The organism is Pseudomonas parafulva NBRC 16636 = DSM 17004 (assembly GCF_000730645.1).
In the GTDB taxonomy this organism is placed as follows: Bacteria; Pseudomonadota; Gammaproteobacteria; order Pseudomonadales; family Pseudomonadaceae; genus Aquipseudomonas; species Aquipseudomonas parafulva.
This window is the reverse complement of record NZ_BBIU01000004.1, coordinates 125,005-137,734: the sequence shown is the minus strand read 5'-3', so window position 1 is coordinate 137,734 and position 12,730 is coordinate 125,005. Positions and strand designations below refer to the sequence as shown.

Here is a 12,730-nt window from a genome sequence, read left to right as displayed (position 1 = left end):
ATGCCGCGGGCCAGCATACCGGCAGGCCTGGCTGGCGGTTGACCGCTCGTCGCCAGTTGCACAAAAAAGGGTGTGGTCATTTCCAGGCAGGGGCACTAGGGTAGGCCTTTTCCAGACTGCACTGGCAGATGGGCCACTGACAGCCAAGGAGCCACCATGCGTGCCACCGCCTATTCGTTATTGTTTACCTGCCTGTGCGCCGCAGGCCTCGCCCAGGCCGCGCCCCTCAGCGTTTGCACCGAGGCCAGCCCCGAAGGCTTCGACGTGGTGCAGTACAACTCGCTCACTACCACCAATGCTACCGCCGACGTGCTGATGAACCGCCTGGTAGACTTCGATGCCGCCCAAGGCAAGGTGGTGCCGAGCCTTGCGGCCAGCTGGAAAGTATCTGCCGATGGCCTGGTGTACGACTTTACCTTGCGTGAGGGCGTGAAGTTTCACAGCACGCCCTACTTCAAGCCTACCCGCGAGCTGAATGCCGATGACGTGCTGTTCAGCTTCCAGCGCATGCTCTACCCGGCCCACGCGTGGAACAAAACGGCACCTGGCGGCTATCCGCACGCCCAATCACTGCAGCTGGGCAGCCTGATCAAGGCGATCGACGCCCCTACGCCGAATACCGTGCGCTTCACCCTCAGCCACCCGGACGCCACGTTCCTGGCCACCTTGAGCATGGGCTTCGCCTCGGTCTACTCCGCCGAGTACGCCGACAAGCTGATGAAGGCCGGTACGCCAGACAAGCTCAACAGCCAGCCGATCGGTACCGGGCCATTCGTGTTCCAGCGCTTCCAGAAGGATGCGGTGGTGCGCTACCGCGCCAACCCGGACTACTTCGCCGGCAAGCCAGCGGTGGACCCGTTGATCTTCGCCATCACCACAGACGCCAATGTGCGGTTGCAGAAGCTCAAGCGTGGCGAATGCCAGGTTGCCCTTTCGCCCAAGCCGCTGGACATTGCCGAGGCGGGCAGCAACGCTGACCTGAAGGTGGCCAGCACCCCGGCATTCATGACGGCCTTCGTCGCCATCAACAGCCAGCACCCGCCGCTGGACAAGCCAGAGGTGCGGCAGGCCATCAACCTGGCGTTCGACAAGCAGGCCTACCTCAAGGCGGTGTTCGAGGATTCGGCGGTGGCCGCCAACGGGCCCTACCCGCCTAACACCTGGAGCTACGCCAAGGACCTGCCGGGTTACCCGCTGGATTTGAACAAGGCCAAGGCCCTGCTGGCCAAAGCAGGTATGGCCGATGGCTTCAGCACCACGATCTGGACCCGGCCGTCGGGCAGCTTGCTGAACCCTAACCCCAGCCTGGGTGCACAGATGCTGCAGGCGGACCTGGCCAAGATCGGCATCAAGGCAGAGATCCGTGTGATCGAGTGGGGTGAGCTGATCCGCCGCGCCAAGGCTGGCGAACATGACCTGCTGTTCATGGGCTGGGCAGGTGACAACGGCGACCCGGATAACTTCCTGACCCCGCAGTTTTCCTGTGCGGCGGTGCAGTCGGGTACCAATTTCGCGCGTTTCTGCGACAACCGCCTGGACCAACTGATCAGCGCTGGCCGCACTACCAATGACCAGAGCGTGCGCAGCAGGCTTTACCAGCAGGCACAAACGCTGATTCAGCAGCAGGCGCTGTGGGTACCCCTGGCGCACCCTACTGCGGCTGCGTTGTTGCGCAAGGACGTGGAGGGGTACCAGGTGAGCCCGTTCGGGCGGCTGGATTTCAGCAAGGTTTCGGTGGCCCCGTAAACCTGCACCGGCCTCTTCACGGGTAAACCCGCTCCCACAGGGACCGTATGGCGCTCAAGAGCAGCGCCATACTTGTGGGAGCGGGTTCACCCGCGAAAGGGCCAGCACAGGAACACAATGGCCTAGGCCACCATCCAGCCCTCCTCCACCATCGATAACGGCTCCCCGTCGCCAATGATGATGTGGTCCAGCACCCGCACGTCGATCAGTGCCAAACCCCGCTTGAGCGACAGAGTCAGGTGCACGTCATCCTGGCTGGGCTCGCTGATGCCGGAAGGGTGGTTGTGGCACAGGATCAACGCCGCCGCGTTATGCAGCAACGCCCTTCGAACCACCTCGCGCGGGTAGACACTGGCGCGGTCTATGGTGCCTCTGAACAGGATCTCGAACGCCAGCGGGCGGTGCTTGGTGTCCAGAAAGAGGCAGCCAAACACTTCACTGGCTTCATGCCGCAGCATGGCCTTGAGATAACGCCGTACCGCCACTGGCCCCTCTAGCGCCGAGGCGCGCTCGATGTTCTCATCCAGGTGCCGTCGACCAATCTCCAGAAGCGCCTGAAGCTGCGCATACTTCACCGCCCCGATACCCGGCTCGCGCAGTACGGCTTCGCGATCGGCCTCCAGAAACTGCCTCAGCCCGCCAAAACGCACCAGCAGCCCCCGCGCAAGGTCCAGTACATTGCGCCCGGCAACACCAGAACCCAGCAGCACGGCAAGTAATTCGGCATCCGTCAGCACCGCAGCCCCACGCTGCAGCAACTTCTCCCGCGGCCTTTCTTCAGTCGGCCACTCCCTGATATTCATCCCCCGCCCCCTGCCCTTGCTGCGGGCCATTTCGGCCCTGTGTTAATCTATTTCGCTTCGTACATGCGACGTTCTGCCGCACGCAGTTCCTGTCGCCGCCCGCTTTCACCGGAAAAAGGCAAGCCTATGCAGCGGCTGTATCGCAAGCGCATCGTTCTCGGCGTCGGTGGTGGCATCGCCGCCTACAAAAGCGCCGAACTGATTCGCCGACTTCTCGAGCACGGCGCCCAGGTGCGCGTCGTCATGACCCGCGGTGGTGCCGAATTCATCACCCCGCTGACCCTGCAGGCGTTGTCTGGCCACCCCGTGCACATGGACCTGCTGGACCCGGCTGCCGAAGCCGCCATGGGCCACATCGAACTGGCCAAATGGGCCGACCTGGTGCTGATCGCGCCGGCCACTGCCGACCTGATGGCCCGCCTGGCCCAAGGCATGGCCGACGACCTGCTGACCACCCTGGTACTGGCCACCGATGCCACCGTCGCCGTTGCCCCGGCCATGAACCAGGCGATGTGGCGTGACCCGGCCACCCAAGCCAACCTCGAGCTGCTGAAGAGCCGGGGCATTCAGGTGTTCGGCCCCGCATCGGGCAGCCAGGCCTGCGGCGACGTCGGCCTGGGCCGCATGCTCGAAGCCACCGACCTGGCCTGGTGCGCTGCCGAAAGCTTCAAGCGCCAGGCACTCACCGGCAAGCACGTGCTGATCACGGCGGGCCCCACCCAGGAAAACATCGACCCGGTGCGCTACATCACCAATCATAGCTCCGGCAAGATGGGCTTTGCCCTGGCCGAGGCGGCTGCAGAAGCCGGGGCCAGGGTCACCCTCGTGACCGGCCCGGTGCACCTGCCCACCCCTGACCGTGTCAGCCGTATCGACGTGGTGAGCGCGCGGGACATGCTCGCAGCCTGTGAAGCCGCCATGCCGTGCGACCTGTTCATCGCGTCCGCGGCGGTTGCAGACTACCGGCCAGAGGTGGTTGCCCCGCAAAAACTCAAGAAAGACCCTACGACCGGCGACGGCATGCTGCTGCAGATGGTGCGCAATCCCGATATCCTTGCCACCATCGCCGGCCGTACCGACCGCCCGTTCAGCGTCGGCTTCGCTGCCGAAACCGAGCACCTGCTCGACTACGCCACGCGCAAGCTCAAGGACAAGAACCTCGACCTGATCGTCGCCAATGATGTGGCCAACCCCAGCATCGGCTTCAACAGCGAAGAAAACGCCTTGACCGTGATCGACCGGCAACAGCACCAGACTCTTTTTGCGCAGACCAGCAAGGGCAAGATCGCCCGGCAACTGGTCGCCTTTATCGCCGAACGGCTCAACCAGGTTCAGTAAGTTACATGCACGCACTTCAAGCCAAGATTCTCGACCCACGCCTGGGCAGCGAATTCCCGCTGCCCAGCTACGCCACCCCAGGCTCCGCCGGCCTCGACCTGCGCGCCCTGCTTGCGCAGGACACCGTGCTCGAACCAGGCCAGACCGTGCTCATCCCCACCGGCCTGTCGATCTACATCAGCGACCCTGGGCTCGCGGCGCTGGTGCTGCCTCGCTCGGGCCTGGGCCATAAGCACGGCATCGTGCTGGGCAACCTGGTGGGGCTGATCGACTCGGATTACCAGGGCGAGCTGATGGTGTCCTGCTGGAACCGTGGCACTACGCCGTTCACCATCGCGGTCGGCGAGCGTATCGCCCAGTTGGTGCTGGTGCCGGTGGTACAGGCGCGTTTCGACATCGTCGAGGCGTTCGACGAAAGCCAGCGTGGCGCTGGCGGCTTTGGTCACTCGGGCAGCCACTGAGCCAGCAGCTGACCGTTACGGCCAAGGATGGCGAACTCTCTGGCGAAACCTTCGTCCAAGCGTTCTATTTGCGCCAGCCCACAGCGTTTTTGACTGATGGAGTACCCAGCGATGAACGACATGGCCGATTTGGTCCCCGCCACCTTGCCCCAGAGCATCTTCCGCGCCTACGACATCCGCGGCGTGGTCGGCAAGACGTTGCATGCCGAAACCGCCTACTGGATTGGCCGCGCGATCGGCGCCCAGAGCCTGGCAGAGGGCGAGCCGCAAGTGTGCGTAGGCCGCGACGGGCGCTTGTCTGGCCCGGTGCTGGTGGAGCAGTTGATCAAGGGCCTGGTGGATGCCGGCTGCCAGGTCAGCGACATCGGCCTGGTGCCCACCCCCGCCCTGTACTACGCAGCCAATGTACTGGCCGGCCGCTCGGGCGTGATGCTCACCGGTAGCCACAACCCCTCGGACTACAACGGCTTCAAAATCGTCATTGCCGGCGACACGCTGGCCAACGAGCAGATCCAGGCACTGCTCACTCGCCTGCAAACCCACGACCTGAGCTTTGCCACTGGCCGCCTGGAGCAGGTAGACATCCTGCCGCGTTATGCCCGGCAGATCCTCGACGACGTCAAGCTGGCCAGAAGGCTGAAGGTGGTAGTGGACTGCGGCAACGGTGCGGCTGGCGTCATCGCGCCACAGCTGATCGAAGCCATGGGCTGCGAGGTGATCCCGCTGTTCTGCGAGGTGGATGGCAACTTCCCCAACCACCACCCCGACCCTGGCAAGCCCGAGAACCTGCAGGACCTGATTGCCAAGGTGAAGCAGACCGGGGCCGACATTGGCCTGGCGTTCGACGGTGACGGCGACCGCGTAGGCGTTGTCACCAATACCGGCAGCATCGTCTACCCCGACCGCCTGCTGATGCTGTTCGCCCAGGACGTGCTGGCCCGCAACCCGGGCGCCGAGATCATCTTCGACGTCAAATGCACCCGTCGTCTGACGCCCCTGATCGAACAGCAGGGGGGCCGTGCCTTAATGTGGAAGACCGGCCACTCGTTGATCAAAAAGAAGATGAAGCAGACCGGCGCGTTACTGGCCGGCGAGATGAGTGGTCACATCTTCATCAAGGAGCGCTGGTACGGTTTTGACGATGGCATCTACAGCGCCGCACGCCTGCTGGAAATTCTCAGCAAGGCCGAGCAAAGCGCCGAGGACCTGTTCGCCGCCTTCCCAAACGATATTTCCACGCCGGAAATCAACATTGATGTGACCGACGAGGGTAAATTCAGCATCATTGATGCACTGCAACGCGACGCCGACTGGGGCGATGCCAGCCTGACCACCATCGATGGGGTGCGGGTGGACTACCCCAGGGGCTGGGGCCTGGTCCGCGCCTCCAACACCACGCCGGTGCTGGTGCTGCGTTTCGAGGCCGACAGCGAAGCCGAACTGCAACGTATCAAGGATGTTTTCCGCACTCAGTTGCTGCGGGTTGAGCCTGCGTTGCAACTGCCGTTCTGACCGACTATCTGTCCTTCACAGGAGCCCTGCATGACCCTCGATCGCGATGCCGCTTCCCATGTAGCCGAGGTTTTGTCCGAAGCACTGCCTTACATCCGCCGCTTCGTCGGCAAGACCCTGGTGATCAAGTACGGCGGCAACGCGATGGAAAGCGAGGAGCTCAAGACCGGCTTTGCGCGCGACATCGTGCTGATGAAGGCTGTGGGCATCAACCCGGTGGTGGTGCACGGTGGCGGCCCGCAAATCGGTGACCTGCTCAAGCGTCTGTCGATCGAAAGCCACTTCATCGACGGCATGCGCGTGACCGACTCGGCGACCATGGACGTGGTGGAGATGGTGCTGGGCGGCCAGGTCAACAAGGACATCGTCAACCTCATCAACCGTCACGGTGGCAGCGCCATCGGCCTCACCGGCAAGGACGCAGAGCTGATCCGTGCGCGCAAGCTCACCGTCAGCCGCCAGACCCCTGAGATGACCACCCCGGAAATCATCGACATCGGCCATGTGGGTGAAGTGGTCAGCGTCAATACCGACCTGCTGAACATGCTGGTGAGGGGCGACTTCATCCCGGTTATCGCGCCGATTGGCGTGGGTAGCAACGGTGAGTCGTACAACATCAACGCCGACCTGGTGGCTGGCAAGGTGGCCGAGGCGCTGAAGGCCGAGAAGCTGATGCTGCTGACCAACATCGCCGGCCTGATGGACAAGCAGGGCCAGGTGCTGACGGGCCTCACCACCGAGCAGGTCAATGAACTGATCGCCGACGGGACCATTTACGGCGGCATGCTGCCGAAAATCAAATGTGCCCTCGATGCCGTGCAGGGCGGCGTGAACAGCTCGCACATCATCGATGGCCGCGTGCCGAATGCCGTGCTGCTGGAGATCTTCACCGACAGCGGCGTGGGCACCCTGATTACCAACCACAAGGCGCGCTCGTAACGGGCGACAGGGCCTGAACTGGCGACACAAAAAAGGCGACCTCACACCGAGGTCGCCTTTTTAGTTGCCGGGCGCCGGGTCAGATCCCGTATTGCGCCCGGTAGGCTTCGACCGCCGGCAGATGCTGCTTGAGCTGCGGATCATCTGCCAGGAACTCCAGCACCTGGGTCAGCGACACGATGCTGACCACCGGGATACCGAAGTCGCGCTCGACTTCCTGGATCGCCGAGAGCTCACCGTTGCCGCGCTCTTCGCGGTTGAGCGCGATCAGCACGCCTGCGGCCTTGGCCTGCTGGGCGTTGATGATCTGCATGACTTCGCGAATGGCGGTACCGGCGGTGATCACGTCGTCGATGATGAGGACGTCACCGGCCAGCGGTGCCCCTACCAGGCTGCCGCCCTCGCCATGGTCCTTGGCCTCTTTACGGTTGAAGCACCAGGGCACGTCCAGCTGGTGCTGCTCGGCCAGGGCCACGGCGGTGGCTGCCGCCAACGGGATGCCTTTGTAGGCGGGGCCGAACAGGACGTCGAAGGGGATCTTGCTGTCGACGATGGCCGCTGCATAGCAACGCCCCAGCTGAGCCAGGGCGGAGCCGCTGCTGAACAGGCCGGCATTGAAGAAATACGGGCTGGTACGCCCCGATTTCAGGGTGAACTCACCGAAACGCAGTACACCGCGATCGATGGCAAAACGGATGAAGTCGCGCTGATACGGCTGCATGAAAAGTCCCGGACACCACGGATTTAGCTAAATGGGTTGAGCTCGGGTATCATACACGCACGAGATTTTTGGGGCCATTTATGCGGATCATCAGTGTGAACGTTAATGGCATTCAGGCTGCGGCCGAGCGTGGTTTGCTCAGCTGGCTACAAGCCCAGAATGCCGACGTCATCTGCCTTCAGGATACCCGCGCCTCGGCCTTTGAACTCGACGACCCAGCTTTCCAGCTCGATGGCTATTTCCTTTATGCCTGCGATGCGGAGGTGCCTGCCCAAGGTGGCGTGGCGCTCTACTCGCGCATGCAGCCCAAGGCAGTCATCACCGGCCTGGGCTTCGAGACAGCCGACCGCTACGGGCGTTATCTGCAAGCAGATTTCGACAAAGTCAGTATTGCCAGCCTGCTTTTGCCTTCGGGCATGAACGGGGACGAAGACTTGAACCAGAAATTCAAGTTGATGGACGACTTCGCCAAGTACCTGGACAAGCAGCGCCGCAAGCGCCGCGAGTACATCTACTGTGGCTCGTTCTATGTGGCGCAGCAGAAGCTCGACATCAAGAACTGGCGCGACAGCCAGCAGTCACCGGGCTTCCTGGCGCCGGAACGCGCCTGGATGGATGCGATCACGGGCGAGATGGGTTATGTGGACGCCCTGCGCGAAGTCAGCCGCGAAGGCGACCAGTACAGCTGGTGGCCAGACAACGAGCAGGCCGAGATGCTCAACCTGGGCTATCGCTTCGACTACCAGATCCTTACCCCTGGCCTGCGTCGCTTCGTGCGCAACGCCCGCCTGCCGCGTCAGCCGCGCTTCTCACAGCACGCGCCGCTGATCGTCGACTACGACTGGACGCTGACTATCTGACGGCTGACAGGGTGGTGGCCTCATCGCGAGCTGCGCTCGCTCCTACAGGCTTGTGTAGGAGCGGCGCCTGGCTCAAGCCTCAGTCAGCCAAAGCCGCCTGCTGCAGGGCAAAGATCTCATCCATACCCTTCTGCGCCAACGCCAGCATGGCGTTGAAGTCTGCAGGCTGGAACGGCGCACCCTCAGCGGTACCCTGCACTTCAATGAAACCACCTGCGCTGGTCATGACCACGTTCAGGTCGGTTTCGGCCGCCGAGTCCTCCAGGTAGTCCAGGTCAAGCACGGCCTCACCCTGATACATCCCCACCGACACCGCGGCAATCATGTGCTTGAGCGGGTTGCCGGCCTTCAGGCCGCCGCGCTTCTTGATCACGGCCAGGGCATCGCACAGGGCAACCATTGCACCGGTGATTGAAGCGGTGCGGGTACCGCCGTCGGCCTGAATGACGTCGCAGTCGATGTACAGCGTGATGTCACCGAGCTTGCTCATGTCCAGCGCAGCGCGCAGCGAGCGGCCGATCAGACGCTGGATTTCCAGGGTGCGGCCACCCTGCTTGCCACGGCTGGCTTCGCGCTGGTTACGCTCGCCGGTAGCGCGCGGCAGCATACCGTATTCGGCGGTCAGCCAACCTTGGCCCTGGCCTTTGAGGAAGCGCGGCACACCGTTTTCCACGCTGACCGTGCAGATGACCTTGGTGTCACCGAACTCGACCAGTACCGACCCTTCGGCGTGCTTGGTGTAGTTGCGGGTGATGCGGATCGAGCGGAGCTGATCGGCGGCGCGACCACTTGGACGTTTCATCTGGGATACCTGTACTGGGGCTTAGAATCTGACAGGCATTATAGAGCCCGTGGCCTGCGCACGACATGCCTATCGTCGCGCCTGGCACTGCCCGTCGCCTTTTCCGAGCGCTCTGGCGGCCGCTCTGTAACATGGCCGGATTGGGCGGCGAGGCCCCATTGCGCTACAATCCTGCGCCTTGCAGCCTGCGGGCTTCCAACGTTATCCATCTATGCGAGGTACTCCCATGGTGCACAGCATGACCGCCTTTGCGCGCGTCGAGCGCGCCGGCAGCCAAGGCACCCTGGTCTGGGAGCTGCGCTCGGTCAACCACCGCTACCTTGAACCCCACCTGCGCCTGCCGGATGCCCTGCGCGACCTGGAAGGCGGTGTGCGTGAGGGCCTGCGCCAGGGGCTGTCACGGGGCAAGGTGGAGTGCACCTTGCGCCTCAACGAAGACAGCGCCGGCAAACCACTGAAGGTGGACCACCAGCGCGCGGCCCAGTTGGTTGCCGCCGCCGAGCAGGTCGCAGGCCTGATCAAGCAGCCGGCACCGCTCAACCCGCTTGAAGTACTGTCTTGGCCAGGCGTACTGGTGGCCGATACCAGCGACCCTCAGGCCCTCAATGCCGAAGCCATGGCGCTGTTCGATGAAGCCCTGGCCGAACTGAAAGCCGGGCGCCAGCGCGAGGGTGTGGAGCTGGCCAGGCTGATCAACGAACGCCTGGACAGCATGGCCAACGAGGTGACCACCCTGCGCGCACTGGTCCCGCAGATGCTGGCCACCCAGCGTCAGAAGGTGCTCGACCGTTTCAGCGATCTGCAGGCCGAACTGGACCCGCAACGCCTGGAGCAGGAGATGGTACTGCTGGCCCAGAAGAGTGATGTGGCCGAGGAACTCGACCGCCTCAGCACCCACGTCACCGAAGTGCGCCGCGTACTGAAGGGCGGTGGCGCTGCCGGCCGGCGCCTGGATTTCCTGATGCAGGAACTCAACCGCGAAGCCAACACCCTGGGCTCCAAGGCCTTCGACCCACGCAGCACGCAAGCAGCGGTCAACCTGAAGGTGCTGATCGAACAGATGCGTGAACAAGTACAGAACATCGAGTAAGGCCACCCGACCATGAACCACTGCAGCGGCACCCTTTACATCGTTTCGGCCCCTTCGGGCGCCGGCAAGACCAGCCTGGTCACTGCCCTGACCGCAGAAGACCCGCACATCCGCGTCTCGGTCTCGCACACCACCCGCACCATGCGCCCGGGCGAGGAACACGGGGTCAATTACCATTTCGTGGCGCACGACGCATTCAGGGCGCTGATCGACCAGGGCGACTTCCTGGAGCATGCCGAAGTGTTCGGCAACTTCTACGGCACGTCCCGCAGCGCCTTGCAACAAACACTCGACGAGGGCTATGACCTGATTCTGGAAATCGACTGGCAAGGCGCCCAGCAGGTGCGCAAGCTCATGCCCAACGCGCTGTCGGTGTTCATCCTGCCGCCCAGCCAGGAGGCCCTGCGCCATCGCCTGGATAACCGTGGGCAGGACAGCGAGCAGATCATCGCCGGGCGCATGAAAGAAGCGGTCAGCGAGATGCAGCACTACGCCGAATACGACTACGTCATCATCAATGACGATTTCGCAACAGCGCTGCTGGACCTGAAAGCAGTGTTCCGCGCCAATCGCCTGCTGCTGAAAAACCAGCAACAGCGCCACGGGGCCCTGCTGACCGAGCTGGTTGGCTGAAGCCGGCGTCCACGGGCCGGGGCGCACAGCGCCCCTTGCGCATCATTCCGGGATAGAAAGCGTGGCCTGCTGGCGCAGCGTAGCCCCCAGGAAGTAGGCCGGTGCCCGCAGCCGCGACAACAGCATCAGCACGATGCCCAGCACCGAGATGATGGCGGCGATCACGAACACCAGGCCCAACCCACCGACATGCGAGCCGCTGCCGAAATCCGGTGAAGCGCTGTCGATGGCCGTGCGCACGAAGATCACCGACAGGATCACCCCACCCACCAGCGGGCACAGGCCACGCATGAAGAAGTGGCGCAGGCTGTCGAACAGGCTGCGGCGGAAGTACCAGACGCAGGCAAAGGCCGTCAGCGAGTAGTAGAAGCAGATCATCATGCCCAGCGCGGTGATGGTGTCCGCCAGCACGTTTTCACTGAGGGTGCGCATCGTCACGTAGAACAGGCCCGCTGCCACACCCGCACAAATGGTGGCGTACCGCGGGGTTTGGGAGCGGGGGCAGACCTTGGCGAACTTCTGCGGCACCGCACCGTAGTAACCCATGGCCAACAAGGTGCGGGCCGGCGACACAAAGGTCGACTGCAACGAAGCCGCGGTGCTGGCCAGCACCGCCACGGACATCAGAATGGCCAGCGGCCCCATCACCGGCCCTGCCAGGTGGGCGAATACGTTTTCCTGAATGCGCGGGTTGTTCAGGCCCAGGCCCTGTTCGCTGATGCCGGCAAACTGCAGGGTGGCAATGGCGGTAAGCAGGTACAAACCCAGAATCAGCAGCACCGTCCAGGTGGCGGCTTTGCCCGGTACTTCTTCACTGCCTACCGACTCTTCGCTGACGGTCAGGCACACATCCCAGCCCCAGAAGATGAAGATCGACAGCGAAAGCCCGGCCGCGAAGGCTGAGAACGATTCGACGCCGAACGGGTTGAACCAGGCGAAATCGAATTCCAGCGGCGGCGGCGCGGTGGTTTCACCGAACGCCGCGAAGGCAAAGCCGATCAGTACCAGCAGCTGCAACGCCACCAGGCCGTACTGCACCGTCATGGTCGTGGCCATGCCGCGGCAGCAGATCCACACTGCCAGCGCGATGAACACGCAACAGGTAACAATGTTGATCAGCAGGTGGTCCGCGAGCGCGGCGAGGCCGTGGTTGCCGGTGATCTGGCCGAGGAACAGGTAGAAGAAGTCCACCGCCACGCCGGCCAGGTTCGACAGCACGATGGTAGTGGCCACCACCAGCCCCCAACCGCCGATCCAACCGATCATGGGGCCGAACGCCCGTGCCGACCAGGTGAACGAGGTGCCACTGTCAGGCTCTGCCGAATTCAGCTCACGATACCCCAGCGCCACCAGCAGCATGGGCAGGAAGCCGACGATGAACACGGCAGGCAAGTGGGCGCCCACCTCGCGCACGGTAGGGCCAAGGGCGCCAGTCAGTGTATAGACGGGCGCAATGGTCGAGATGCCCAGAACCACGCTGGCGAGCAGCCCCAGCCGCCCTTTTGCCAGGCCCTTGCCCTGGGCCTGTGTACCCGCATCGGCTGCCACATCGGGTGGGCGGCCGGCTTCTGTGTAGTTGCTCATGAGTATTAGCCGCCGGTGTTGGAATTGTTTTTCACAGGCCTTTGCAAAGGCCCGCGCTCACTCGTCGAGAATCTGCGGTCAGGGCCGGATCATCCGGGGCCCATGCCTTGGCCTGCAACGGGGGCGCCATTGTAAAGAAGAGGCGCAGGATTAGAAGGTGAACCGTTGAAAAGCCTTGCCTGCGGGAAGCCATTCATCTCGCGGGAACGGCTGGCGCACGGGGGGACCGACGTCATGGCTG

General features: G+C 63.4%; 11 protein-coding genes and 1 pseudogene. 8 read left to right on the top strand and 4 right to left on the bottom strand.

The genetic code is table 11. From position 1 onward, the window contains the following. The first annotated feature begins 156 nt into the window (after window positions 1-156). Window positions 157-1,746 carry an ABC transporter substrate-binding protein gene (locus PPA02S_RS02660; RefSeq protein ID WP_028632899.1) on the top strand — a complete coding sequence of 530 codons (1,590 nt, stop codon included), beginning with the start codon at window positions 157-159 and terminating at the stop codon, window positions 1,744-1,746. A 122-nt stretch (window positions 1,747-1,868) separates the two neighbouring features. On the opposite strand, the gene radC is transcribed toward PPA02S_RS02660, so the two are convergent. Then, window positions 1,869-2,549 (bottom strand): RadC family protein, encoded by a 681-nt coding sequence (gene radC, locus PPA02S_RS02655; RefSeq protein WP_028632898.1) that lies wholly within the window; start codon window positions 2,547-2,549, stop codon window positions 1,869-1,871. A gap of 126 nt (window positions 2,550-2,675) precedes the next feature. On the opposite strand from radC, the gene coaBC reads away from it, so the two are divergent. The 4 genes and pseudogenes from coaBC to argB all read left to right on the top strand — a co-directional run bounded on the left by coaBC (window position 2,676) and on the right by argB (window position 6,799). Beyond that, the gene (coaBC, locus tag PPA02S_RS02650) at window positions 2,676-3,887 is read left to right on the top strand and encodes a bifunctional phosphopantothenoylcysteine decarboxylase/phosphopantothenate--cysteine ligase CoaBC (RefSeq protein WP_028632897.1); all 1,212 of its coding nucleotides are present in this window, start codon (window positions 2,676-2,678) and stop codon (window positions 3,885-3,887) included. Between the two features lie 5 nt (window positions 3,888-3,892). After that, a complete protein-coding gene (dut, locus tag PPA02S_RS02645) occupies window positions 3,893-4,348 on the top strand; it encodes a dUTP diphosphatase (RefSeq protein ID WP_028632896.1) in 456 nt (151 codons plus the stop codon). Between the two features lie 141 nt (window positions 4,349-4,489). Continuing rightward, window positions 4,490-5,860: pseudogene (locus PPA02S_RS02640) on the top strand (phosphomannomutase/phosphoglucomutase); the annotation flags it as partial. A 30-nt stretch (window positions 5,861-5,890) separates the two neighbouring features. After that, on the top strand, window positions 5,891-6,799 hold the full coding sequence (argB, locus tag PPA02S_RS02635) for an acetylglutamate kinase (RefSeq protein ID WP_028632894.1): 909 nt from the start codon (window positions 5,891-5,893) through the stop codon (window positions 6,797-6,799). 79 nt (window positions 6,800-6,878) lie between these two features. Here the strand turns inward: argB and pyrE are convergent, their stop codons facing one another. Continuing rightward, window positions 6,879-7,520, bottom strand: a complete 642-nt coding sequence (gene pyrE / locus PPA02S_RS02630; protein ID WP_028632893.1) for an orotate phosphoribosyltransferase — start codon at window positions 7,518-7,520, stop codon at window positions 6,879-6,881. A gap of 80 nt (window positions 7,521-7,600) precedes the next feature. Between pyrE and crc the strand changes: the two genes are divergently transcribed. Beyond that, window positions 7,601-8,380, top strand: coding sequence for a catabolite repression control protein Crc (gene crc, locus PPA02S_RS02625; RefSeq protein WP_003253401.1), 780 nt, complete (start codon window positions 7,601-7,603; stop codon window positions 8,378-8,380). Window positions 8,381-8,459: 79 nt separating this feature from the next. On the opposite strand, the gene rph is transcribed toward crc, so the two are convergent. Further along, a complete protein-coding gene (rph, locus tag PPA02S_RS02620; protein ID WP_028632892.1) occupies window positions 8,460-9,182 on the bottom strand; it encodes a ribonuclease PH in 723 nt (240 codons plus the stop codon). Window positions 9,183-9,408: 226 nt separating this feature from the next. On the opposite strand from rph, the gene PPA02S_RS02615 reads away from it, so the two are divergent. Together PPA02S_RS02615 and gmk are read left to right on the top strand one after the other, a co-directional pair. After that, window positions 9,409-10,272, top strand: coding sequence for a YicC/YloC family endoribonuclease (locus PPA02S_RS02615; RefSeq protein WP_028632891.1), 864 nt, complete (start codon window positions 9,409-9,411; stop codon window positions 10,270-10,272). A 12-nt stretch (window positions 10,273-10,284) separates the two neighbouring features. Continuing rightward, entirely contained in the window at window positions 10,285-10,905 is a 621-nt protein-coding gene (gmk, locus tag PPA02S_RS02610) for a guanylate kinase (protein ID WP_028632890.1), read from the top strand. Between the two features lie 42 nt (window positions 10,906-10,947). Here the strand turns inward: gmk and PPA02S_RS02605 are convergent, their stop codons facing one another. After that, window positions 10,948-12,489, bottom strand: a complete 1,542-nt coding sequence (locus PPA02S_RS02605; RefSeq protein ID WP_028632889.1) for an APC family permease — start codon at window positions 12,487-12,489, stop codon at window positions 10,948-10,950. Window positions 12,490-12,730 lie beyond the last annotated feature (241 nt).